At 67.3% G+C, this 22,922-nt stretch carries 19 protein-coding genes and 2 pseudogenes; 9 read left to right on the top strand and 12 right to left on the bottom strand.

Features of this window, described 5'->3' with window-relative positions:
- Positions 1-8: 8 nt before the first annotated feature.
- Positions 9-152: a hypothetical protein gene (locus OR16_RS43925; RefSeq protein ID WP_158001317.1), complete on the bottom strand. Its 144-nt coding sequence runs from the start codon at positions 150-152 to the stop codon at positions 9-11.
- A gap of 37 nt (positions 153-189) precedes the next feature.
- Positions 190-2,289 (bottom strand): TonB-dependent siderophore receptor, encoded by a 2,100-nt coding sequence (locus OR16_RS01080; RefSeq protein WP_006156121.1) that lies wholly within the window; start codon positions 2,287-2,289, stop codon positions 190-192.
- Between the two features lie 285 nt (positions 2,290-2,574).
- On the opposite strand from OR16_RS01080, the gene OR16_RS01085 reads away from it, so the two are divergent.
- Positions 2,575-3,291, top strand: coding sequence for an SDR family NAD(P)-dependent oxidoreductase (locus OR16_RS01085; protein ID WP_006156122.1), 717 nt, complete (start codon positions 2,575-2,577; stop codon positions 3,289-3,291).
- A 45-nt stretch (positions 3,292-3,336) separates the two neighbouring features.
- On the opposite strand, the gene OR16_RS01090 is transcribed toward OR16_RS01085, so the two are convergent.
- From OR16_RS01090 to OR16_RS01105, 4 genes and pseudogenes are all read right to left on the bottom strand, one after another.
- Positions 3,337-4,644 (bottom strand): type II toxin-antitoxin system HipA family toxin, encoded by a 1,308-nt coding sequence (locus OR16_RS01090; protein ID WP_006156123.1) that lies wholly within the window; start codon positions 4,642-4,644, stop codon positions 3,337-3,339.
- Complete coding sequence (locus OR16_RS01095) at positions 4,641-4,934, bottom strand: helix-turn-helix domain-containing protein (RefSeq protein ID WP_006156124.1); 294 nt, start codon at positions 4,932-4,934, stop codon at positions 4,641-4,643. Before OR16_RS01095 ends, OR16_RS01090 begins: the two co-directional genes overlap by 4 nt.
- A gap of 120 nt (positions 4,935-5,054) precedes the next feature.
- A pseudogene (locus tag OR16_RS01100) lies at positions 5,055-6,351 on the bottom strand (rhodanese-like domain-containing protein).
- Positions 6,352-6,398: 47 nt separating this feature from the next.
- On the bottom strand, positions 6,399-7,013 hold the full coding sequence (locus tag OR16_RS01105) for a cysteine dioxygenase family protein (protein ID WP_006156125.1): 615 nt from the start codon (positions 7,011-7,013) through the stop codon (positions 6,399-6,401).
- Between the two features lie 230 nt (positions 7,014-7,243).
- On the opposite strand from OR16_RS01105, the gene OR16_RS01110 reads away from it, so the two are divergent.
- The gene (locus OR16_RS01110; RefSeq protein ID WP_006156126.1) at positions 7,244-9,145 is read left to right on the top strand and encodes a rhodanese-like domain-containing protein; all 1,902 of its coding nucleotides are present in this window, start codon (positions 7,244-7,246) and stop codon (positions 9,143-9,145) included.
- 321 nt (positions 9,146-9,466) lie between these two features.
- Here the strand turns inward: OR16_RS01110 and OR16_RS01115 are convergent, their stop codons facing one another.
- Positions 9,467-10,465, bottom strand: coding sequence for a tripartite tricarboxylate transporter substrate binding protein (locus OR16_RS01115; RefSeq protein WP_006156127.1), 999 nt, complete (start codon positions 10,463-10,465; stop codon positions 9,467-9,469).
- A gap of 226 nt (positions 10,466-10,691) precedes the next feature.
- Between OR16_RS01115 and OR16_RS01120 the strand changes: the two genes are divergently transcribed.
- From OR16_RS01120 to metC, 5 genes and pseudogenes are all read left to right on the top strand, one after another.
- Positions 10,692-11,540, top strand: a complete 849-nt coding sequence (locus OR16_RS01120) for a transporter substrate-binding domain-containing protein (RefSeq protein WP_006156128.1) — start codon at positions 10,692-10,694, stop codon at positions 11,538-11,540.
- A complete protein-coding gene (locus OR16_RS01125; RefSeq protein WP_006156129.1) occupies positions 11,540-12,286 on the top strand; it encodes an amino acid ABC transporter permease in 747 nt (248 codons plus the stop codon). The genes OR16_RS01120 and OR16_RS01125 overlap by 1 nt, the downstream gene beginning before the upstream one ends.
- Positions 12,273-13,014 (top strand): annotated as a pseudogene (locus OR16_RS01130) (amino acid ABC transporter permease). The gene OR16_RS01125 and the pseudogene OR16_RS01130 overlap by 14 nt, the downstream one beginning before the upstream one ends.
- Positions 13,001-13,858: an amino acid ABC transporter ATP-binding protein gene (locus OR16_RS01135; protein ID WP_006156131.1), complete on the top strand. Its 858-nt coding sequence runs from the start codon at positions 13,001-13,003 to the stop codon at positions 13,856-13,858. Before OR16_RS01130 ends, OR16_RS01135 begins: the two are co-directional and overlap by 14 nt.
- A 41-nt stretch (positions 13,859-13,899) precedes the next feature.
- Positions 13,900-15,108 carry a cystathionine beta-lyase gene (metC, locus tag OR16_RS01140; protein WP_006156132.1) on the top strand — a complete coding sequence of 403 codons (1,209 nt, stop codon included), beginning with the start codon at positions 13,900-13,902 and terminating at the stop codon, positions 15,106-15,108.
- Positions 15,109-15,312: 204 nt separating this feature from the next.
- Here the strand turns inward: metC and OR16_RS01145 are convergent, their stop codons facing one another.
- Entirely contained in the window at positions 15,313-16,731 is a 1,419-nt protein-coding gene (locus OR16_RS01145) for an NCS2 family permease (protein ID WP_006156133.1), read from the bottom strand.
- A gap of 513 nt (positions 16,732-17,244) precedes the next feature.
- Here OR16_RS01145 and OR16_RS01150 point away from each other — a divergent pair.
- Positions 17,245-17,958, top strand: a complete 714-nt coding sequence (locus OR16_RS01150) for a hypothetical protein (RefSeq protein ID WP_006156134.1) — start codon at positions 17,245-17,247, stop codon at positions 17,956-17,958.
- Here the strand turns inward: OR16_RS01150 and OR16_RS43330 are convergent.
- From OR16_RS43330 to OR16_RS01170, 4 genes are all read right to left on the bottom strand, one after another.
- Positions 17,949-19,043 carry a tetratricopeptide repeat protein gene (locus tag OR16_RS43330; RefSeq protein WP_006156135.1) on the bottom strand — a complete coding sequence of 365 codons (1,095 nt, stop codon included), beginning with the start codon at positions 19,041-19,043 and terminating at the stop codon, positions 17,949-17,951. The genes OR16_RS01150 and OR16_RS43330 overlap by 10 nt on opposite strands.
- An 84-nt stretch (positions 19,044-19,127) precedes the next feature.
- Positions 19,128-20,303, bottom strand: coding sequence for a CaiB/BaiF CoA transferase family protein (locus OR16_RS01160; protein ID WP_006156136.1), 1,176 nt, complete (start codon positions 20,301-20,303; stop codon positions 19,128-19,130).
- A gap of 62 nt (positions 20,304-20,365) precedes the next feature.
- Positions 20,366-21,343, bottom strand: a complete 978-nt coding sequence (locus tag OR16_RS01165; protein WP_006156137.1) for a Bug family tripartite tricarboxylate transporter substrate binding protein — start codon at positions 21,341-21,343, stop codon at positions 20,366-20,368.
- Positions 21,344-21,397: 54 nt separating this feature from the next.
- Positions 21,398-22,162 (bottom strand): enoyl-CoA hydratase/isomerase family protein, encoded by a 765-nt coding sequence (locus OR16_RS01170; protein ID WP_006156138.1) that lies wholly within the window; start codon positions 22,160-22,162, stop codon positions 21,398-21,400.
- Positions 22,163-22,235: 73 nt separating this feature from the next.
- Here OR16_RS01170 and OR16_RS01175 point away from each other — a divergent pair, with 73 nt between their 5' ends.
- Positions 22,236-22,904, top strand: a complete 669-nt coding sequence (locus OR16_RS01175) for a GntR family transcriptional regulator (protein WP_006156139.1) — start codon at positions 22,236-22,238, stop codon at positions 22,902-22,904.
- Positions 22,905-22,922 lie beyond the last annotated feature (18 nt).

The raw sequence follows: 22,922 nt of genomic DNA on the forward strand, positions 1-22,922 counted from the left end.
CCGGCTGGCTAGGCCGCGATGTGTTGCAAGCGCACAGCGTAGCGCTCGCCCGCGGCAACCAGCGCGTCGTCGTCCAGCTTGCGCGCCTCAAACAGCAGGAAGGGTTCGGACCCCGGCATGTCCGCCGCGACGACGATGTGGCCGTGCGGCATGTGGCGAGCCTGGTCGAAGGCCTGCTGGCGGCGTAGCTTAGTAGTTCAGCGCCAGGTTCAGCATGACCGTGCGGGGATTGCCCACCGGCACGATGTTGTTGCTCAGGCCGCCGGCATAGTACGCCTTGTCGAACACGTTCTTGATGTTGAGCGCGGCCTTCCAGTGCGATGCCACGTAGCCTACGGCCAGGTCCGCCACCGCGTAGCCGGGCACGGTGTAGTTGAAGGTGTAGCCGCGCTTGGCGCTTTCCGCGCGCATGCCGGCGCCGGCGTACCAGCCCGCCAGCGGCCCGCGGAAATGCTTGGTGCCCCACAGCGAGACGCTGTGCCGGGGCACGTTGTTGAGCGGCTTGCCCACGTTGGCGGCAACCGTGTCTTCGGTGACCTCGCTGGCGATATAGGCATAGGCGCCGGCCAGGCTCCAGCCGCCGCCAAGATCCGCAGTCAACTCTGCCTCCAGCCCGCGCGTACGCTGTTCTCCCGTGGCAATGCTGAAACCGGTATTGACCGGGTCCGAGCTCAGTACGCTGCGCCGCGTCAGGTCGAAGGCGGACAGCGTCAGCAGGCCGCTCTTGCCGGGCAGGTCGAACTTGATGCCAATCTCGGCCTGGCGCCCCGTCTCGGGCTTGAAGGTGCCGCCGTTGACGTCGGTCCCGCTGTTGGGCAGGAACGAGGTCGCATAACTGACATAGGGGCGTGCCCAACTGGTCAGGTCGAACATCAGGCCGGCGCTGCCGGTGACGGCCCGGGCGGCGTCTTCGGTGCGCGCGGCAGCCAGGCGGTCGGTGGTGCTGGTGCGGGCCGTGTCATGGCGCAGGCCGGCGCTCAGCAGCCAGCGCTCGGCAATCCGCACCTGGTCGCGGGCGTAGAAGCCCAGCGTGCTGACGTTGTTTTCCTGGCTCAGGCTGTAGGCGCTGGGGCAGTTGACGGCCGCGCCATAGACCGGGTTGTAGACGTTCAGCGCCGCGACCCGGCAGGTGCGCTGCAGGCGGCTCTCGGTGCTGCGGTTGTAGTCCACGCCGAGCGTGATCTCATGCTGCTGGCCGGCGATCTCGAAGCGCCGCTGCAGGTTGGTATCCACGCCGATGGTGGTGCCGGAGAAGTCCTGCTGCGTGCCGCTGCGGTTGAGCCGCTGGCCGTTGACGGCCATGGTGCCGCCCGCGATCAGCGTGCCCGCCAGCGACAGCGTCTGCCAGCGGAAATTCTGGTTCAGCGTCCAGCCCGAGTCGAAGCGGTGGGTCAGCGCATAGCCGAGCCGGTTCTGCTCGCCGTCGTACGGTGCCAGGCCCGGCTCGCCGGTAAAACGGCTGTTGGGCAGCGTGCCATTGCGGTTGGGGGTTAGCGTGCCGTTCACGGGCAGGCCTTGCTGGCGCACGTATTGCCGCTCGTTGTGGCTCGCCAGCAGGGTCAGGTCGGTGCGCGCGCCCAAGTCTAGCGACAGCGACGGCGCGATATAGCGGTTGCGATAATAGACGTAGTCGGTCGCGTCGTCGCTGTTCATTGCCAGGGCGTTCACGCGCAGCGCGGCCTTGCCGTTTTCCGACAAGGGCGTGCCCACGTCCGCCGTGACCTGGCGCAGGCCGTAGTTGCCCACCGTGAGTCCCAGTTCGCCGAACAACTCGGGCTTGGGGCGCTTGCTGACGATATTGACCATGCCGCCCGGCTGGACCTTGCCGAACAGCACCGAGGCCGGGCCCTTCAGCACTTCCACGCGCTCGGCGCCGAACAGCTCCTGCGCCACGCGGTTGTTGCTCTGGACCAGCAGGCCATCGACGAACACGGATTCCGAGGCACGCTGGCCGCGGATGATGAAGTCGTCCCAGCCGCGCCGGCCGTAGACATTGGTGACCACGCCGGCGGAATTGCCCAGCGCGTCGCCCAGGGTTTGCGCCTGCTGGCTGTCCATCAGGTCGCGCGTAATGACGGTGATCGATTGCGCGCTGTCTGCCGCCGAGGTGCCGGACTTGGTCACGCTTGCCGCCCTGCGCGTGGCAAAACCGGTATCGGTGCGCGGATCTTCGGCGGCACTGACGGTGACGGACGGCAAGGTGGTCACGGCCTCCGTGGCGGTCTGCGCCATGGCGGGGGAGAGCAGGCAACCCAGGGTGACAGAGGCAATCAGTTGGCGAGAGAGCATCGTGCTGCGGGAGTGGCGAAAGCGGCGAATTGTAAATGATAATGATTATCGTTTGTGAGGTTCCGCAATCTTTCTGGACACGCTGTCTGGTGGCATGCGGACGGCCTGGGGGCATACCGAATGTGCAGAGCCGGGTTTCCTGGTGAAGCCCGGCGGTCTATGGTGACTAGGAGGCTGGAGAGGACGCGCGAAGCCGGTGCCGGCACCGCCAGGGATTGCGTGCGCATCTCTCTCGATTTCTCTCTATCTGTTTCTATCCGTTACCCGACGACACAGGAGAACACCATGGATTCGTCAGCATCCCCGCGCCGCATCGTGATCACCGGCGCAGCCGGCGCGCTAGGCCGGGCCGTCACCCAGGCGTTCGCGGACGAGGGGGCCCGGCTAGCCCTGATCGACCGGGGCGTGGACGCCCTGCGGGCGCACGCACCGGTGCCCGAGGCGGCCGACTGGCATTTGCTGCTGGCGGCCGACGTGACCTCGCCGGACAGCATGGCGGTGGCGGCGCGCACCATCCTCGACGCGTTCGGCGGTGTCGACGTACTGGTACACGTGGCTGGCGGCTTCGAGATGGGCGAGCCCGTCCATGCGCTCAGCCGGGAGTCTTGGATGCGGATGATGGATCTCAACGCCTGGTCGCTGGTGGCCGTCACGCAGCACCTGGTGCCCGCCATGCTCGCCCAGGGCGCCGGCAAGGTGGTGGCGGTCACGGCGCGCGGCGCGGCCAGCGGGGCCGCCGCGATGGGCGCCTATTGCGCGTCCAAGAGCGCGCTGCAGCGCCTGGTGGAAAGCCTGTCGCACGAGGTGCGCAGAGGCGGCGTCAACGTCAACAGCATCGCGCCGAGCACACTCGACACCCATGCCAACCGCGCGGCCATGCCGGCCGCCGACCCGAGCGACTGGGTCTCGACCGCGGCGGCGGCACGCGCCATTGCCTTCCTCGCCTCGGACGCCGCGCAGGCGATCCATGGACAGCATATGGTGCTGGACGGGTTGAGTTGAGCTGCGTCCCGAGCACCGCCGGCCGAGCGTGCCCGGACGCAGCGGCTAACCGCGTCCCCGTCGTGCCAGCGGCAACGTCGCCAGCCGCTCCAGCACCACTGCGCGCATGCCCGCCGGCGCCGGTAGTTGTTCCAGCAAGGCTGGCCATCGCTCGTGGGCCATGGCCACCGCATCTTTGACGGCGGCGGTGGCAATGCGCTCGGCGATTTTCGCCTCGCGCGCGAACTCGCGGTAGGTCTGCAGGGTTTGCACGCGCTGCTGGCGGTCGATGGCGACGTTCTGGCCGAAGCCGGCAAAGCCCGGCAGGGCGGCCACGCTGACGATGTCGTAGGCAGGCGACAGCTCTGGCGCGATACCGTTGCGGTACAGGAAGGAGAAGTTCTTCAGGTGGGCGTCGCTGTTGCCCAGCAGGGTGTTGACGGCCTGCCGGATAAAGAACTGCCGCACATCCTCGATCCCGCGCACGCTCAACCGCTCCAGTAATTGCACCAGCACGGCGTAGGCTTCGCGGCCGGCGTACTTGCGATTGGGCATGCGGGTCAGCAACTGGCAACCGTCCTCGGCATGCACGCGTCCGCCCGGCTCGCGGTCGAAGCGGTCCACGGCGAGGAAATGCAGGTCCGCGCCAAGGGCGTCGGCCATGCCTTCCACCTCGATGGCGGCAAGCGGCGCCGGCCGGCACGGCGCGACCGCCACGCCGGCGGCCTGTGCCAGTTGCATCGACACGTATTCGTTGAAGACCTGGCTGTCGTCGTTGCGCGCGGGCAGCTTGGCGATCAGGTCCGACAGGTGCCCGTGGGTGGGCATGGTGTAGCGCTTGCCGGTATGCGCGGTGGACAGCGCAATCTTGTTCTGCACGCCCGAGACCGAGGCCGCGCCTTCGGTGGCGCCCTCGATCACGGCAATTTCCAGGTTGTCCGCGCCACCCGTCACGCCAACCGTGCGTACGTGCGCGGGCAGGGCGTCGATGGGCGCGGGGCGCACCACCACCGCGCCGGGCAGGTCCTCGCCGGCGGCGGCCAGAATGCCGAAATCGTCGCGGTCCTCGGGATGATGGCGTGTGGCTTCCAGCCGCTTGCGCAATTCGCTTTCGGGCAGCAGTCCGGCGAAGTAGGGCGGTAGCGCGCCGTTGGTGTTGTAGAGCGCGGGGTGGAACGGGTTGGACAGTACTGCGGCGGTCAGCGTGTCATTGCCGGGAAAGGTCAGCGAGAGGCTGAGCGTGGGCCGCAACGGGTCGCCACGAAAGGCTTCCGCGGGTACAAAGCGGCAGGTGCGCTCGACTTCGCACAGGTAGCCACACAGTACGCCGTGCAGGTGTACTTCCAGGTAACGGGGGCGCAGCCCGGCGTTCATGGTTCCTGCTCCAGGAACATCTCGACCGATGTCCTGGCTTCGCGGTCGGGGCCGCTGTCCTTGCCTTCGATCAGGCGCCGCACGGCGAGCAGGTGCTCGCGGGGCACCAGCACCCATTCCGCATCCAGCGCCGCGCTCACGGCTTCGAGTGTGGAGGCGCGCACATCGTGCCGGCCGCTCAGTGCCGTGGTGAGATTCGACGGCGCCATGCCAATCAGCCGCGCCACGTCCCCAAGCGAGGACTTCCGTGCGGCGCGGCGGGCCTGAAGCTGGTCGTAGAAGGATGACATGGCATAGTTTCATATCAAAAGATATGAAATATCATAGCACATGACATCTGCTTGGTATGTCATTACATAATTATCTTATATTTATTATGTAATATCATATCAAATCGATGGCGAACGATTTCACGCCGCCTTGTGATGGGCCGGCACCAGCGCGGCGGGCGCGGTGATCCGGAAGCGGCCGATCTCGTCCGGCGCGCACTGGGCGATCAGTCCCGTCTCCCAGGCCAGGTAGGCGCGGGCGGCGTCCTTGTTGCCTTCGTGGCGGTCATGCACGAAGAAAAGATAATCGATGCGCGTCTCTGGCGGCAGCGGCGTGGGTTCTGCTGCTTCGGGCAGGCCTGCTGCTTGCCAGGTACGGTAGCCCTCGGCCAGGCGATATACATGCCGGTAGCCTTCGGCCAGCAGGTCAAGGCCGGCCAGGTTGGCAATAGGTGGCTCGCTGGCGATCAGGATGACCGGATGGCCGTGCGTGGCGCCGAGGCGGTCTAGCGTGGCCGGCAGGCGCGGGCGGATCGACCAGGTTGCGCCTTCGGCATGGCCGCGTGCGTATTCGGCACTGTCGCGCAGGTCAAAGCGCAGCGCATCGGGCGCTTCGGCATACAGCGCGCGCAGCAGGTTCGCGTCGAGTACCGGCAGGGCGTGGGCGGGCAGCGTGCGCGGCGGCGTGGGTACCTTGATGGCGGCATTGACGCCATGGGCCAGCACGGCGCTCTCGTAGCCGAGTTGGTGCAGCCAGCTCGCCACCACGGGCGCCCGTACGCCGTCGTCATCGAACACGATCACGCGGCTGCCGCGTACGCCGATGTACTGGTCGGTGGCCTGCACCAGCTGGCCGCCGGGCGCATGCCGTGCGCCGTCGATCGATCCCTGGGCGAATTCCTCCGCGGTGCGGATATCGAGCAGGTAAGTGGTGCGGCGGTCGTCGTCTGTGCGCACCGGGGATGGTCATCTTCTGGTGTTCTTCGAAGGTGCGGCCGTCCACCAGCACCAGCGGCTCGCCGGCGGCGCGGCGCGCCACCAGTTCCGCGGCGCCCAGGCGCGGCGTTTCCTGCAGGTGTTCCACCAGTTCGCCAAACGTCTTGGACGGCACGTTGACGCCCTTGAACAAGGTGAAGCCGGCCACGGCCCAGGCCGGAGCGCCGCCAGCCAGCAGCGTGACGTCCTGGTAGCCCAGTTCCGCCAGCCGCTGCGCCGCGCGCTCGGCCACGCCGTCGCCATCGTCGAGCAGCACGATGCGCTCGCCCAGGCGCGGCGCCAGGCGCGCCACGTCCAGCTCCAGCCGGCTGTAGGGCAGCGGCACGGCGAAGAAAGGATGGCCCTCGCCATACTGGCCGTGCTCGCGCACGTCGAACAGCGCCAGCGGCTGGCCGTCGTTAAGCCAGCCGCGCAAGGCGACGGCGTCGATGGATCGGGTCATGGATTGCTCTGCGTGAAGAAGGGGGGCCGTTGTTGGGCGCTGCAGCCTCAGGCGGCGATCTTTTCGCTGCGGCTCAACTGGGTGGCGTTGTAATTGACGACGCGCCCGGTTTCCGGCTCGATGCCGATGCGGCCCGTCAGGGTTTCGAGCGGACGGCCGTACAGGTGGAAATGCAGCGTCGGCGCATCGCCCACCACGTGAATGCTGTGGATGTCATGCGGCAGGAAGCCGATCGGCGTGCCCGGGCGCACCACCAGTTCACGCTCCAGTGCGATGCTGGCTTGCCCGGGGTTGCTGCCGTCGTCGGTGCGGCGGTAGACGCGGTTGAGCTCATCGCCCTGCACGGCCACGATCACGGCCCAGGTATCGTGGTTGTGCGGGATGGTTTTCTTGCCCGGCACGATCGAGTTGAGATAGAGCGCCGGCAACTGGCCCTCTGCGCTCAGACGGTAGCGGGTGGAGGTGGTGGTGCCATCGCTGGGCGGCGGGAAGTCGGCAAAGCCGAACAGGTCCTTCTGGTCGGCCAGTTTCTGCAGGGCGGCGCTCACCTGCCCGAGCGTGGCGCGATCCACTTCATGCGGTATTGTCAGTGCGCTGACTTCGGCGAGCGTGGCGGCAATGGCTGCGTTGCGCTGGTTCTGGCGGCTTGTCTGGGTCGTCATGGGGGAGTCCCTTTATCAATGATCAATGCGATGCTGTGGCAGGTGGCGGCATTGCACATTGCACCACTCTACGGAGCGCGCGCTCATGCAAGAACTAACAATATCGCCAATGCATATTCGGTTTTGATCGGTGTGGGGCACGACATAACGATCTGCGATCTGATTCGTTAGCGCCCGGCGTGACTTCCTTTAGGCTCCAGCTTGCCCTGAATTCTCAAGAGCTTCTCGCCATGACCATTACCGACCTGTCCCAGACCCTGGCGGACGACACCGCCGCCGACCACGTGAGCGGCGCCCGCGCCGCCGCCGTCGCTGCATTCATCGCGCGCGCGCGCGCCATCGCCGGCGACCGCGCCGCCGACAAGACGCCGCTGGCCGCGATCGCCGATGAACTGGTGGCGCTGGCTGGCCAGGCGCATCTGTTCCCGCCGGCGCATTTCCCCGTGGATGCGGCCCGTCCCGCCGCGATCTACCGGCTGGCGGAAGACCCGGACGGCCGCTTTGCTCTGTTTGCCTCCGCCGGCCTGCCGGGCAAGGCGCAGCCGCCGCACGACCACACCACCTGGGCGGTGATTGCCGGGGTGCGTGGCGTGGAGCGCAACGTGATCTTTCATCGCGGCCAGGGCAGCAAGCCCGGGCGCGACACGCTGGAGCCGCTGCGCCAGCTCGACGTGCAGGCGGGCAATGCCATCACCCTGTCGCCTGCCGATGTGCACACCATCGAGCTGATCGGCGGCGCGCCGGGCCTGCACCTGCATTTCTACGGCCTCACGCTGGTGGAAGGCGGCACGCGCGCCTGGCAGGCCGCCGGCTATGAAATCTTCAGCGGCACCAACGTGCCCGGCAAAGCCTTCGGCGAGGTGATCGAGCACGAGCTGCGGACACCGTGGATCACCGCCGAAGCGCTCAAGCTGCACCAGGAGCGTGGCGACAACGTGGTGGTGGTGGACAGCCGTCCCTTCACGGAATTCCAGAACATGAGCATCCCCGGTGCGCTCGATTGCCCAGGCGCGGAGCTGGTCTACCGCATCGGCGAAATCGCGCCCGATCCCGAGACCCTGGTGGTGGTCAACTGCGCCGGCCGCACGCGCAGCATCGTGGGCGCGCAGACGCTGATCAACGCTGGCATTCCCAATCGCGTGGTATCGCTCAAGGACGGCACCATGGCGTGGCTGCTGGCTGGCTACAAGCTTGACCACGGCCAGACCCGCTTCGCGCCGCAACCGGAGCCCGCCCAGGCAGCCGCGCGCGAGCGCGCCGCACGCGTGGCGCGGCGCGCTGGCGTACGGCATATCGATGCAGCCGAACTGGCCGCCCTCGAGCAGCAGGCCGGCGAACGCACGCTCTACCGCTTCGACGTCCGCTCGCCCGAGGAATACGCGGCAGGACACCTTCCCGGCTGGCGCAGCGCCCCCGGCGGCCAACTGGTGCAAGCCACCGATGCCTACGCCGGCACCCGCCGCGCCCGCATCGTGCTGGCCGACTGGGACGGCGTACGCGCGCAGATCACGGCAGCGTGGCTGGTGCAATTCAGCGGCCACGAGGTCTACCTGTTCCGCCCCGCACCGCTCGCCCCGCGCGAATCCGGTCCGGAGCCAGTGCGCGTGCTGCGCGCCTCCGAGGTGGAGGCGCCATGGATCGAAGCCACATCGCTCACCGCGCAGCAAGCGCAGGGCGGGGTGACAGTGGTGGACGTAGACAGCAGCCTGGCATTCCGCCGCGCCCACATCCCGGGCGCATGGTTCGCAACGCCGGAGAAGGTCGCGCTGGTGCTGGCCCATGCCGGCGCTGACGGCGCCATCGTGGTGACGTCGTCCGATGGCGTGCTGGCGCAAGCGGTGGCCGCGGAACTGCGCCGCACCAGCAAGCGCGACGTACGCGCGCTGTTAGGCGGCAACGCACGCTGGCAAGCACTCGGCCTGCCAACGGAATCCGCCAAGGCCGGCAGCGCCGCCGCGGCGCAAGTGCTTACCGGCGACGAGGATGCCTGGTACAGCGCCTACGCTCACGAGGACGAAAACCGCCGGAAGTCCGAGATGCACGCCTATCTGAACTGGGAAATCGGCCTGGTCGACCAGCTGGAACGTGATGGTGATTTGCCGGTGCGGCTGGTGGACTACAGGCAGCAGTAGATGCAAAGGCATCGCTTCGCCGAGCCCCCGCTCTCTCTCCCGTCCCCTTTCCCACAAGTGGGAGCGGGGAGCCAACCAGCGGCAAGATCAACCGATTGGTGTGGCCGTGTGAAGCGCCCGAAGGGCGGGCCACACCTCAACGCGATGCGAAGCGAGCCGTAGAGGTTTACCTAGGCCGTATGGGGCGCCTCGGGAAGTAGGTCGCCGCCCCGCAGGGGCGGTGAAACTGCAGTTGCCCTTGACGTTAAGCAGCTGAAGTTGAAGCTGAAGTTGAAGCTGATTTTGCAGTTGCAGTTGCAGCTAAAACCCACCCAAAAACCATCACCGCAACGATAACCCCGAAGCCACAATCACCGAAGCATACCTCGGCAAATCCCGAGCCAATGCAGCATCCAGCTCCTGCGCCGACGACCCCACCACCACATAGCCGGCATCTTCCAGCAGGCTGCGCGTAGCCGGCACATTCAGCACGGCCGAGACATCGCGGCTGATGCGATCCACCACACCCGTGGGCGTAGCCGCAGGCGCAATCAGCCCCTGCCAGCTTTCCACCGCAAAGCCAGCGGCGCCAGCTTCCGCCATGGTCGGCACCTGCGGCAGCGCCTTCGAGCGATAGGGCGTGGTAACCGCCAGCGCAGTCAGCCGGCCGGAACGCACGTAGTCGGTCACCGCCGCCAGCGTGATCAGCGTGGCATCGATGTGCCCGCCAAGCAGATCCACCGTGGCGGGCGCGCCACCCGCGTAGGGAATGTAGTTGACCTTGATACCGACCTGGCGCGATAGCATTTCATGCGCCACGTGCGCGATGCCGCCGTTGCCCGGCAAGCCAAGCGTGAGCTCGCCAGGCTTCTTGCGTGCAAGCGCGATGTAGTCCTGCAGGTTGCGCACGCCAAGATCGGGCCTTGCGACCAGGATCTGCGGATTCACCACAGCCTTGCTGACGCCGCGAAACGCGTGGCTCGTATCGTACGGCAGCGTCTTGAACAGCGAGGCGTTCAGCGTCACGCCTTCGCCGCCGAGCAGCAAGGTGTAGCCATCCGGCCTGGCCCGCGCCACCTGCGCGGCACCCAGTGTGCCGCTGGCGCCCACCACGTTTTCCACCACCACGGGCTGGCCCCATTTCTCGCTGAGCTTGAGCGCCAGCGTGCGCGCGAGCTTGTCGGCGCTGCCGCCGGGTGCCACCGGCACCACGATGCGCACGGGACGCGCAGGGAAGGTTTCCGTGGCCTGCGTGGCATGGCTGCGGAAAGGTACGCTGGCGATGCCAGCCGCGGCGGCGGGCAGGCAGAGGAGGGTGCGGAGCAGGGTGCGACGTTGCATGACGGTGTGGCCGGAGGCGAATCGAGCGCAAAGCTTAGAAAGCGTGGCCCAAGCCGCCAACGAATCTTTCCGCGCATGGATATGCGGCTGCGCCGTGCTGGCGCGGGCAACGGCAAGCGCATAACGATTGGCTCTTTTATTCGTTCCGTGCCCGCCGGCGCTTGCGTACAGTTTGCCGGCTGCCTCGCACAAACCACGATTTAGCCAACAAGAACTCACACACACCATGACCCGCACGCTTTCGCCGCGCCCCTCGCGCCCCCTCGCCTTCGCTGCCGCCGTGCTCGCCGGTACCTTCTTTGCCGGCGCCGCGCAGGCCGACGCCACGCTCGACAAGATCCGCCAGCGCGGCAAGATCGTGGTCGGCATCATGCTGTCCGGCAGCGCCTTCGGCTCGATCGATCCCGCCACGCAGAAACCCGTCGGCTTCAACGCGGATCTGGCGCAGGACCTGGCCAGGCAACTCAATGTGGAACTGGAAACGGTGCAGGTACAGCCGTCCAACCGCGTACAGTTCCTGCAACAGGGCAAGGTCGACGTGCTGATCGCGGCGATGGAGTACAACGCCGAGCGCGGCGAGCAACTGGGCCACGTGCCCACGCCCTACTACCGCGTGGGCGGCGCCGTGATCGTGCCCAAGCAGAGCGAGATCCGCCGCTGGGAAGACCTGAAGGGCAAGACGGTGTGCATCTCGCAGGGCAGCAGCTATACGCGGCCGGTGCAGGTGGAATACGGCGCCATCCCGAAGGGCTTCAAGGGCTCGGCGGAATCGCTGCTGGCCCTGCGCGGCGACAACTGCGCCGGCGCCGTGCACGACAACACGCTGCTGCAGCCGCTGGTGCGCGGCAACCCGGAATGGCAGAACTACCGCATCGTGCTGCCGGAGCTGAATCCCGCGCCGACCGTGATCTGGACCCGCAAGGGCGAGCAGGACACCATCCAGGCGGTTGACCGCATCGTGCAGAACTGGCACCGCAGCGGCTGGCTGGTCGCCACCGAGAAGAAGGCCGGCATCCTGCCGCCGTCGCCGGCGCTCACCGAGCTGCACGACAAGCTCAAGGGTGGCCGTTCCTGATGGATGCGGCGATTGCCTGGTGGATCGATGCGGCGCGCCGCGTCGGCCTGAACTATGCGTTCCTGGCCGATGCCTATGACCGTGCCTCGTTCGTGCATGGCGCCTGGGTGAGCATGGAGCTGGTGCTGTGCACGCTCGCCGGCAGCCTGCTTGCCGGGGTGGGCATGGTAGCACTGCTGACCTCGCGCAGCCCGCTGCTGGCCGGCGCCACGCGCGCGTTTGTGGAAGTCACGCGCAATACGCCCACGCTGGTGCAGCTGTACTGCGCCTTCCTGGTCCTCAACATGCTGATCACCCACGCCTTGCAGGACGCGCAGCGGAGCAATCCGCTCACGCCATTCCTGTGGGTGGTGGTGGTGCTGTCGCTGCACAAGGGCGTGTTCCATGCGGAGGCCCTGCGCGCGGGCATCGAGGCCGTGCCGAAGGTCACGCTGGAGGCGGCGGCGTCGCTGGGCTTTGATCGCCGCACGTTGCTCTGGCGGGTGCAATTGCCGCTGGCGGTGCGCTTCGCGCTGCCTGCCCTGGTCAACAATTCCGTGGAGCTGGTCAAGGCCACGGCGGTGGCGTCCGCGATTGCGGTGGGCGATATCACCTACGCCTCGATCATGATCTGGACCCAGCGCGACAACGTGCTGGAACTGATGGTGCTGTTGCTGTTGTTCTTCGGCGCGCTGACCTGGGTGGTCAGCCAGGCGGGCAACTGGCTCGAACTTCGACTGAGGATGCCCGGCTATGGCGAGCGCTGATTCGACTTTCCTGGCGGCGCCGGCAAGGTCGCGCGCCAGCCGCCATGCGGGGCTGCTGTGGCTCCTGCCGCCGGTGGCAGTGGCGCTCTGCGCGAGCCGTCATCCGGAGCTGGCGCGCGCGCTGGCCAGCGCCTGGCAATGGTCGCCGGCGCTGGTGCGCGGCTTCCTGGTCAATATCGGCGTGAGTCTGCTGGCGATCGTGCTGGGCACGGTCGCTGTATGTGCAGGTGTTCCGCAATGCGCCGTGGCTGGTGCTGATCTATTTCTCCACCTATGTGTTTCCGTTCGAGGTGAGTATCGGCAGCCATATCGTGCCGTTCCCCGACTGGTTCAAGGTGGTGGTGGGGCTGGCGCTGCCGGCCAGCGCCAATGTGGCCGAAGTGCTGCGCGGCGCGGTGCAGTCGATCCCGCTCACGCAGTGGGAGGCCGCCAGCTCGATGGCGTTCTCGCGCTGGCAGACCTTGCGGCTGATCATCGCTGCGCAGTGCGTGCGCCGCATGCTGCCGCCGTGGATGAACCTGTATGCCACGCTTACCATGGGCACCGCGCTGGCCTCGCTGGTGGGCGTGCACGACTTGCTCGATACCGCGCAGATCGCCAGCAATACCGTCAACCAGACGGCCTTTACCGTGCTGATCTATTTCATTGTGCTGGCGATGTTCTTTGCCTGGTGCTATCCGATTTCGCGCTTCACCCGTTTCCTGGAACAAAAACATGCTGTTGCCTGAACATAGCGGCGGACCCGTGTTGTCCACGGTCCCCGTGGCTGCCGCGCCGCTGGTTGCGCTCGAGGACGTGCACCTTGCCTTTGGCGGCAACCCGGTGCTCAAGGGCATCGACCTGGAAGTGCGGCGCGGGCAGGCGGTATCGATCATCGGCCCGTCCGGCTCCGGCAAGTCCACCATCCTGCGTTGCCTTACCGGCCTGCTGGAGCCGCAGCAGGGCACGGTGACGGTCGGCGGCGTTGCAGTGCGCGCGCTGCGCAGCGAGGCCGAGCGCATTGCGCTGCGCAAGCGCGTGGGCTTTGTCTTCCAGCAGTACAACCTGTTTCCGCACCTGACCGTGTTGCAGAACCTCACCATCGCGCCGTTGCGCGTGCTGGGGCGCAGCCGCGCGCAGGCTGAGGCCACCGCCATCGCGCTGCTGCGCAAGGTGCGCCTGGCCGACAAGGCGGGCGCGTATCCGGGCGAGCTGTCCGGCGGCCAGCAGCAGCGCGTGGCGATTGCCCGCGCGCTGGCCATGGAGCCCGAGTTGATCCTGTTCGACGAAGTGACCTCGGCGCTGGACCCGGAAACGGTGGGCGAGGTGCTGACCGTGATCGGCGACCTGGTCGACGAGGGGCTGACCTGCCTGCTGGTGACGCACGAGATGCGCTTTGCCGAAGAGATCAGCGACGAGGTCTACTTCACCGAGGGTGGCCGGATTGTCGAGCATGGCCCGGCCCGCCGTATCTTCAGCGCGCCGCGCAGCGAGCGCACGCGCGCCTTCCTCAACCGCTCGCTGGGCGCGGCCCCGCGCGCGCAGGCCGACCCCTTCGTGTTCTCGTTCGACAAGCTGCGCTTTGCCGTCTGAGCGCGGCCCAAGCCACTATCCCTTATCCCTATCCCGGAACCATGAGCCATCATCGCGATACCCAACTGATCCACGCCGGCACGCCGCCCTTTGTCCAGGGCCACGGCCCGGTCAACGTGCCGGTGGTGCGCGCCAGCACCGTGCGCTTCGAGAACTCGGACGCCTATGACGATATCCGTGAGCGTCACGCACGCGGCGAGCGTGTCAGCGCCTATGGCCGGCAGGGCATGGATACGCACCGCGCGCTGGAAGACGCGATTGCCGGGCTCGAGGGCGGCAACCGCACTTTCCTGGCGCCCTCGGGGCTGGCAGCGATCTCGCTGACGTTCCTCGCGCTGCTCTCGCCGGGCGACCATGCGCTGGTGGTGGACAGCGTCTACGCGCCGGTGCGCAGGCTGGAACAGACGCTGTTGCGCCGCCTGGGCATCGAGGTCAGCTATTTCTCGCCCAGCCGTGACGATGTGCAAGCGCTGATCCGCCCGAACACGCGGCTGCTTTATCTGGAGTCGCCCAGCTCCCTGCTGTACGAGGTGCTGGACCTGCCGCGCCTGTCAACGATCGCGCACCGCCATGGCGTGGTGGTGGCAACCGACAATACCTGGGCTTCCGGCCACGTGCTGCAGCCGCTGGCGCTCGGCGTGGACGTATCGATCCTGGCATCGACCAAGTACATCAGCGGCCATTCCGACCTGATGCAGGGCGCGGTGGTGGTCAAGGACGAAGGGCTGGCGCGGCGCCTTGCCGACGCCTACGATGGCTTCGGCCTGGCCATTGGCGCGGACGATGCCTACCTCGCGCTGCGCGGCATCCGCACCCTGGCCGTGCGGCTGGCCCAGCATCAGCGCACCGCCTTGGCGGTGGCGCAGTTCCTGGAAGCGCATGAGGCGGTAGGGCGGGTGTTCTATCCGGCCTTGCCCTCGGACCCGGGCCACGCGCTGTGGCTGCGGGATTTCTCGGGCGCCAACGGGCTGGTCTCGTTCGCGCTGCCCACTGCCGATGTGGCCGCGGCGCGCAAGCTGGTGGATTCGCTGAGGCTGTTCGGGCTGGGGGCTTCCTGGGGCGGCTACGAAAGCCTGGTGCAGGTGGCAGCGCCGGAGCGCCTGGCGCAGCATTCCTACTGGCGTGGCACTGAGCCGGTGATCCGCCTGCATATTGGCCTGGAAGCGCCGGAAGACCTGATCGCCGACCTGGCGCAGGGACTGGCAACGACGGTGCAGGCATCTGTGCCGCAACGGCGCGCGGCGGCCTGAGGCGGTGCGAATGGCAGCCGTGCGCGCAAGGCGAGGCTGCTAAAAAAGGAAGCGGGACGGGAATCTGCCCGCTTCGCAAAAAAGCCAGTGTCATCGTTGCGCTGGCTTTCAGTACCCGCTTGCGTGGCAACGCCGCGTGGCCCCTCGGGCCGCGCGGTGCCGCCTCTCGAACCTGGCCGCGGGCAGTGCCGCGGCCGTCAAGCCTCAGATTGCCCAGCCGCCACCGTAGAACACGGCCAGCGCCAGTGCGATGGCCACGGTGCCCACGTTCAGCTTGCGGTACTCACCAGCCACGATGCGGCCGATCACCAGGGTGCTGAAGCCCAGCATGATGCCGGTGACGATATTGCAGGTCAGCACGATAAACACCGCGCAGACCAGGCCGGCCATGGCGTCCACCATATCGTCCATATGCAGCTTGCTGACGCTGCTGAGCATCAACAGGCCCACATACATCAGGGCAGGTGCCGTCGCGTACGAAGGCACCAGCCCGGCCAGCGGCGAGAAGAAGATCACTGCCAGGAAGAGCAGGCCTACTACCACCGCGGCCAGGCCGGTCTTTGCGCCGGCGGCCACGCCAACGCTCGATTCGATATACGCCGCAGCGGGCGCGCCACCGAAGAAGGCCGAGAAGATCGAGCTGAGCGAGTCCGTGGTCAGGGCACGGCCGCCGTTGGGGATCTGGCCCTTCGCGTCGAGCTGGCCGGCTTGGCCGGCGACGGCGCGGATGGTGCCGGTGGCATCGAACACGGCGGTCATCACCAGTGCCAGCACGCTAGGCAGCACCGTCAGCGACAGCGCGCCCTTGATGTCCATCGAACCGATCAGCGAGGCATGGCCCGGCGCGCTGAGCGCGGGCAGTGCGAACACGCCCGAGAACTTGACGGCGGGGTCGAAGGCCAGCCCCAGCGCGGAGATGGCGACGATCACCAGCAAGATACCGCCCGGCACCCGGCGCCGTTCCAGCCCGAAGATGGCGGCCAAGCCAAGGAGAGACACAACAAACCGGAAGGCGGTGATCTTGCCCAGTGCAACGGGCAGCCCGGCACCCGCGTTCTTGACCACGAGGCCCACGTCGCTGGAGGCAATCAGCAGCAGGAACAGCCCGATGCCGATCCCCGTGCCATGCGCCACGCCGGCCGGCAGGTTGCGCAGGATCCAGGAGCGCACGCCGGTCACGGAAATGGCAGTGAAGACCACGCCCATCAGGAAGATCGCGCCAAGCGCAACGGCGGGGGAGAGCCCTTGCCCGAGCACTAGCCCGAAGGCCGTGAAAGCGGTCAGCGAGATCGCGCAACCGATCGCGATGGGCAGCCTTGCCCACACGCCCATCAGCAGCGAGCCGAAGGCCGCGGTCAGGCAGGTCGCGACAAACACGGCGCTGCTATCGAAGCCAGCCTTGCCGAGCATGCCTGGCACGACGAACACGGAGTAGACCATGGCCATGAAGGTGGTGGCGCCGGCCAATGTCTCGCGGCGTCCGGTGCTGCCGCGCTCGCTGATCTGGAAGTATCTGTCGAGAAAACCCTTGACTTCGATGGACTCGATAGCGTCGATGGCTTTGGCCTCGAGCGCGTCTGTGCCGGGGGCGGTGGCACGGCCGGGGTACGGCTGTTCAAGCATGGCGGAGTGTCTCCTTTGTGGTGCACTGGGGCGGCGGCTACGTCGCTCATCCCAGGCTGTCTCGCTTTTTCGTTGTCGCTGCCGATGGCATCATGCGGGCCGCCGCGCACAAAATTGTGTCGCGTTCGGCACTGCGTGTAGCCCGGTACGCCGCTGTCGGCCGGTTGCTCGCCACTCCGTGCTGGCGCTGCCGATCCGACATGGCGCAAGACTAAGGGAGGGGCAGCATTCGTTCATAACGGCGCGAACATGGCTGACATTGGGAATTGAATATGACTGGCGGGTTGCGCCGGCGGCTGGCGGGGCGTTCGGAAAACCGCGGATTGTGGCTGGACGCGGGCAGGAAGGCAACTACCAAAGCGGAGATTGTGCGAATGCCGCCCGATTTGTCAGGACTGCCCGGACTTTTGGTAAGGGTTGCGCTGGCGGGCGCGGCAACTAGACGTATTCATCTCTTCGCCCCTACACTGCATGGCCACTCCGGCCCATCGACCGCCGCCACCTAGCCACGCCATGCAAGTGACCTTCCGTTGCGATCCGCTGCTGCAGGACAAGCTCCCGCGCCCGCAGCCTGCCCAGCAGGTGTTGCCGGACTGGGTGCGGGCGATGCGCCCCAAGGCGTTCTCGCCCCTGCACGGCCGGGACATCCGCACCATCAAGCAATGCCCGCCGTTCATCGATGCCATGACGCACGGCTTTGTGATCCTGCTGCCATGCGACGTGCGCGTGGAGCGGGGCGTGTTCTCCTGGGACTGGGACTTGCCTGAGCCGGGCATCGACGGCCACCCGCGCGCACCGCTGAGTTTTCACGTGCCGGAGCAACTGGGCGGCACGCCACTGCACTCGGATGCCGTGGCCCTGAAATTCAACAGTTTCTGGACCATCGCGCTGCCCGCGGGGTGGTCGCTGCTGGCGATGCACCCGGCCAACCGCTGGGATTTGCCGTTCCGCACGCTGAGCGGGCTGGTCGATGCGGACCGCTTCCATGATGTGGGCATCAATTTCCCGGCGCTGTGGACCGATGCCGGTTTCGACGGCGTGCTGCCCAAAGGCACGCCAGTTGCGCAGTGTTGCCCGGTGCCGCGAGCGGAGCTCGAGCTGTCCTTCGGCACGATCGATGCGGACGGCGCCGGGCGCTACGAGAAGCTGGCGGCGGAGGTGTTGACCACGCCCGGCGTGTATCGCAAGCGCTTTCGCGCGCCGCGCGAGCGCGGCGGTCAGTCCTGAGTGCTGCCGGGGTTGCCAGGGCTGCCGAGGCTGGCCAGCAAGGCACGCAAAGCGCCGAGGTCGGCCCATAGCCGGCCGCGCGGTCCCGAGCATAGTGCCTGGGCAATGCGGCCGAAGGTGTCTGGCGCAACGCGATAAGCGTGGGCGTAGGCGGCCAGGGCCGCATCGGGCTGGCCCGCTTCCTGCAGCACGATGCCGAGGTTGACCGCCGCCGGCGCGGCGTCCGGCCGGCAGGCCAGCGCGCTGCGCAAGGCGGCCTGCGCGCCGGGCAGGTCACGCCGGTCCTGGCGCACCCGCCCGAGCTGGATCCAGCCGTCGTAGTCCTGCGGGTGCGCGCCGACGAGGGCCTCCAGCGTGGCCTGCGCGGCGCCCAGGCCGCCGAGCTCCTGTTGCGCGATGGCCAGGTTCAGGCGCGCTTCCCGGCTGCGCGGCTCCAGCGACACGGCACTGGCAAAGGCGTCGGCGGCCTCGGCCTTGCGCCCAAGCGCATGCAGCACCTTGCCCCGCTGGAAATGCGCGCGCGCGCTGTTGCCGTCGAGCGCAATGGCGCGGTCCAGCGCCGCCAGCGCGGCTTGCAGCTCGCCGCCTTTGCGCATCGTCTCCGCCAGTTCGATCCACGCTGGCGCGAAGCCCGGCGCTCGCTGGATCAGCAGGCCCAGTTCCGTCACGGCATCCGCCGCGCCGACCTGCAGCCTGGCGACGCAGGCCAGATAGCTCGGCTCCAGGGCATTGCCGCTGAGCGCGCAGGCGCGCAGCAGATGCGGCAGCGCCTCGGCGGGCGCATCATCGGCCAGCGCCGCCCGGCCGGCGATCAGTAGCGAGGGCAGGTGATCCGGCCGCAGCGAGAGTCCCTGCGCGATATGGCGCCGCGCCAGCGTGGCATCGCCACGCTGCAGGGCAATCTGCGCGCTCAGCTGGCACACGGCGGGATGCATCGGGTAGCGGCCGATAAGCGCGGCCGCATAGCTGGCGGCGGCATCGATGTTGCCCTGGTTCAGATGCGTGATGGCTGCCCTCAGCCCGGCTTCCAGCGCTACTGCCAGCGCGGCTTCGGGCGCGCTCGGATCCGTACTCGGCTTGGTCATGGCAAGCGGCGTGGTTGCGGTGGGGCAAGCTTAACTGGTCTTGCAGGACCACGGTGTGCGTCCGCCTGCTTCATTCAGTCAACGTCAGCCAACACTAGCGTGCTGGCCGAATTCCTCCAGGAGTCGATCGCGATGCTCATCCAGCCTGGGCGATCGCTTGAATCCGCCCGCGCCAGATTGGTTGCCGATCTTGATCGGATTGCCGGCCAGGGTGATCGGGCGGTCCTCGCCGATGCTGGCCTGCAGCAGCATGCCGCGTGCTCGCACATGCGGGTCCTGCACGATGTCGGCCACGCTTTGCAGCGGGCCGTGCGGCACCCCGGCGCGCTCCAGCGTGGCCGACCAGGTGGCGCTGTCCGCATCGGCCAGGCGCGCTTCCATGCAAGTCTTGAGTTCGGCGTGATGCTGGTTGCGCGCCACCACGGTGGCAAAGCCGCGGTCGGCAGCCAGCTCCGGCTGGCCGAGCGCGGCGCAGAGTTTCTGGAACAGGGTGTCGTTACCCGCCGCAATGACGATGAAGCCGTCAGCGGTCTTGAACATGTCGAACGGCGTGATGGAGGGATGGCGCGTGCCCAGCGGCGCGGGCACCGCGCCGGTGGCGGAGTGGCGCGCAATGGCGTTCTCCAGCAACGCGACCTGGCAGTCGAGCATGCCGATATCGACGCGCTCGCCAAGCCCGGTGCGGCTGCGCTTGAGCAGCGCGGACTGGATGCCGATGGCGGCGTACAGCCCGGCGCCCAGGTCGCCGATGGACACACCGACACGCACCGGGGCGCCGCCGGTCTCGCCGGTCACGCTCATCAGCCCGCCCATGGCCTGCACCACCATGTCGTAGGCGGGCCGGTCGCGGTAAGGGCCGGTCTGGCCAAAGCCAGAGATCGACGCATATACCAGGCGTGGGTTGGCCGTGTGCAGGGCCTCCCAGGTCAAGCCGAGCTTTTCCATCACGCCGGCGCGGAAATTCTCCACCAGCACGTCGGCGCCGGCGATCATCGCCGCGAGCACTTCGCGGTCGCGCGGGGATTTCAGGTCCAGTGCTATGGATTCCTTGTTGCGGTTGACGGAGGCGAAGTATGCCGACTCGCCATCAATGAACGGGCCCACGTGCCGGGAGTCGTCACCGCCTTCGGGGTTCTCGATCTTGATCACGCGCGCGCCAAGGTCGGCCAGCATCATGGTGCAGTAAGGACCGGCCAACACGCGGGTCAGGTCTACCACGGTAAAGCCCGCGAGCGGGAGGTCTGCGGCAATGCGATTCATGGAAATCCTCTTGGGCCGGGCAGGCCCGGGGTCATCGGTGAGAGTGGAGGGGGTGCCGTGGCTCAGTCGATCTTGGCGCCGCTGCTCAGGGTCAGCTCCGTGATGGTCTTGCCTTCGCGCTGCGCAAACTGCTTGAATTCCGCTGGCGATGCCGACGGCGAGACTTCCTCGCCGCGGCTTGCCAGCCGAGCTCGCAAGTCGGGCCTGGCCAGGGCCTTGCTGGATGCGGCGAATATCTTCTCGATCACGGCCGGTGGCGTTTGCGCCGGCGCAAACAGGCCATACCAGTTGGTTACGTCGTAGCCCTTGATGCCGGCTTCAGCAATGGTTGGATAGTTCGGCAGCACTGCAGAGCGCTTGGCGGAGGTGACGGCAATGCCGACCACCTTGCCGGTATCGATCATGGCCTGCACGGAAGCCGGCGTGGCAAAGGTGAGCTGCGCGTCGCCGGCGGCCACCGCCTGCGCGGACGGCGCGCCGCCCTTGTAGGGCACGTGGGTAAGCTGCACGTCGGCCAGCTTGGTGAACTGGACGCCGGCCAGGTGCGTGATCACGCCGTTGCCGGAGGACGAGTAGTTGAGCGCGCCGGGATGCTGACGGGCTTTCGCCAGCAGGTTGGCCACGCTGGTGATGCCGGATTCCTTGTTGGCCGCGAGCAGCAGCGGCGAGACGGTCAGCCGCGTGATAGGCGCAAAGTCCGTGGGCTCGTAGCGGATGTTCTTGTAAAGGACCTTGTCGCCGCCCATCACGCTGGCCGTGGCGATATACAGCGTGTAGCCATCGGCCTGGGCCTTGGCCACGGTGTCGGCGGCAATGGTGGTGCCCGCGCCGGGCTTGTTGTCGATGATGACCGGCTGCCCGAGTTCCTTGGAGAGCGCTTCGCCATACAGCCGCGCCACGTTGTCGGCGCCGCCGCCGGCAGGGAAGCCGATCACCACGCGGATCGGCTTGATTGGGAAGCCGTCCGCTGCCAGCACGGGGCCGGCCAGAGCGGATGCAGACGCTAGCAGGAACAGCAGGGTTGGGTGCCGCTTGATCATCGTTGTCTCCTGGTTTTGTTTTTTGCGTTCTGTGTTCTGTGTTCTGCCGCGCGCCTACCTGCCGGTGAATACCGGGGCGCGTTTCTCGCGCCATGCCGCGGCGCCCTCGCGCAAATCCGCCGACGCCCCGGCCCGCGCGATCTCGCGTTCCAGCGCGGCCGTGTCCAGCGCGCCGCGCGCGATCTGGTTCAGGGCCTGCTTCATGCCCAGCAGGGCAATCGGCGCCATGCCGGCCAGCGTGGCGCTGAGCGCTTCCACCCGCGGCGCCAGTGCGTCGGCCGCGACGATCTCGGTCAGGAAGCCCACCTTCAGCATCTCGTCGGCATCGAGCCGGGCCGCTGTCAGGAACAGGCGCTTGGCGGTATCCACGCCCAGCCGGCTCACGTAACGCTCCAGTCCGCCCCGATAGAAATGCAGCCCGAGCCTGGCCGCCGGCATGAACATGTCGCAGTGGGGCACGCCCACGCGGAAGTCGCAGGCCAGGCACAGATCCGTGGCGCCGCCATACACGCCGCCGTTGACCGCTGCGATGGTGATGGGGCGCGCGGCCTCGATCAGGTCGATCAGATCACCAAACTCCGGCGCGCCGGCGGTTTCCGTACTGCCGAGCGAGCCAATGTCGTAGCCGCTGCAGAAATACTTGCCGGTGCCGGTGAAGCGCAGCACCAAAACGTGCGCCATCGCGTTGACAGAGTTGATATGCTCGCGCAGTACCTGTAAATCGCATGGACTGAGCCGATTGGCCATCTCCGGGCGTTCAAAGGTGATTGTTGCAACGCTTTCGTCAATGCTGAGCCGCGGTTTGCCTTGTTTTTGCATATAAGATTGTAATTTAGATATATTAAAACTTATTTTAGATATGCCCAAAGAGCCGTCAAATCGAGGTTTACCCGTGCAATCGCTCCAGGACAGGATCCGGGAGGCGATTGAGGAGGAGATCCACGCCGGCAAGCTGAAGCCCGGTTCCCAACTGGATGAGCGCGCGCTGGCGGAGCAGTTCGACAGCTCCCGCACACCAGTGCGCGAAGCCCTGCTGACGCTGGCGGCGCAAGGGCTGGTGACGATCGCCCCGCGCGCCGGGATCTTCGTGCACAAGGCGAGCGTGGCTGAACTGGTGGCGATGTTCGAAACGCTGGCCGAGATGGAGGGCGTGGTGGCGCGGCTGGCCACGCAGCGCATCAGTGAGTCCGGCAGGGCGGCGCTGGCGTCGGCGTTCGAGCACGGGCGGGGCTATGTGGAGGCGGGCGACCACCCGGGCTATGTGGAATCCAATCGCGACTTCCACGATGTGCTCTATCACGCCTGTGCCAACCCCTACCTGGCCGAGCAGATCCGCATGCTGCGTCGTCGCCTGTCGATCTACTGGCGGCATCGCGGGCTCATCAATCCTGCCCGCGTGCCGGGTTCCTTCCAGGAGCACGGCGTGATCGTGGCGGCCGTGCTCGACGGCAACGGGGACGCGGCAGCGGCGGCGATGCGCGCGCACATCTCGGCGGGTGGCAAGGCCACACGGGCTCGCGCTGACGGCGCGGCAAACGCGCCAGGGCGACAACTGTGGTAGCATCGCAACAGCTTGTCC

It is taken from the genome of Cupriavidus basilensis OR16 (assembly GCF_000243095.1).
GTDB classification, from domain to species: domain Bacteria; phylum Pseudomonadota; class Gammaproteobacteria; order Burkholderiales; family Burkholderiaceae; genus Cupriavidus; species Cupriavidus basilensis_D.

Bases quoted from the DNA above. Each gene is read 5' to 3' on its own strand.
- OR16_RS43925 (WP_158001317.1), bottom strand. From the start codon at position 152: ATGCCGCACGGCCACATCGTCGTCGCGGCGGACATGCCGGGGTCCGAA.
- OR16_RS01080 (WP_006156121.1), bottom strand. From the start codon at position 2,289: ATGCTCTCTCGCCAACTGATTGCCTCTGTCACCCTGGGTTGCCTGCTC.
- OR16_RS01085 (WP_006156122.1), top strand. From the start codon at position 2,575: ATGGATTCGTCAGCATCCCCGCGCCGCATCGTGATCACCGGCGCAGCC.
- OR16_RS01090 (WP_006156123.1), bottom strand. From the start codon at position 4,644: ATGAACGCCGGGCTGCGCCCCCGTTACCTGGAAGTACACCTGCACGGC.
- OR16_RS01095 (WP_006156124.1), bottom strand. From the start codon at position 4,934: ATGTCATCCTTCTACGACCAGCTTCAGGCCCGCCGCGCCGCACGGAAG.
- OR16_RS01105 (WP_006156125.1), bottom strand. From the start codon at position 7,013: ATGACGACCCAGACAAGCCGCCAGAACCAGCGCAACGCAGCCATTGCC.
- OR16_RS01110 (WP_006156126.1), top strand. From the start codon at position 7,244: ATGACCATTACCGACCTGTCCCAGACCCTGGCGGACGACACCGCCGCC.
- OR16_RS01115 (WP_006156127.1), bottom strand. From the start codon at position 10,465: ATGCAACGTCGCACCCTGCTCCGCACCCTCCTCTGCCTGCCCGCCGCC.
- OR16_RS01120 (WP_006156128.1), top strand. From the start codon at position 10,692: ATGACCCGCACGCTTTCGCCGCGCCCCTCGCGCCCCCTCGCCTTCGCT.
- OR16_RS01125 (WP_006156129.1), top strand. From the start codon at position 11,540: ATGGATGCGGCGATTGCCTGGTGGATCGATGCGGCGCGCCGCGTCGGC.
- OR16_RS01135 (WP_006156131.1), top strand. From the start codon at position 13,001: ATGCTGTTGCCTGAACATAGCGGCGGACCCGTGTTGTCCACGGTCCCC.
- metC (WP_006156132.1), top strand. From the start codon at position 13,900: ATGAGCCATCATCGCGATACCCAACTGATCCACGCCGGCACGCCGCCC.
- OR16_RS01145 (WP_006156133.1), bottom strand. From the start codon at position 16,731: ATGCTTGAACAGCCGTACCCCGGCCGTGCCACCGCCCCCGGCACAGAC.
- OR16_RS01150 (WP_006156134.1), top strand. From the start codon at position 17,245: ATGCAAGTGACCTTCCGTTGCGATCCGCTGCTGCAGGACAAGCTCCCG.
- OR16_RS43330 (WP_006156135.1), bottom strand. From the start codon at position 19,043: ATGACCAAGCCGAGTACGGATCCGAGCGCGCCCGAAGCCGCGCTGGCA.
- OR16_RS01160 (WP_006156136.1), bottom strand. From the start codon at position 20,303: ATGAATCGCATTGCCGCAGACCTCCCGCTCGCGGGCTTTACCGTGGTA.
- OR16_RS01165 (WP_006156137.1), bottom strand. From the start codon at position 21,343: ATGATCAAGCGGCACCCAACCCTGCTGTTCCTGCTAGCGTCTGCATCC.
- OR16_RS01170 (WP_006156138.1), bottom strand. From the start codon at position 22,162: ATGCAAAAACAAGGCAAACCGCGGCTCAGCATTGACGAAAGCGTTGCA.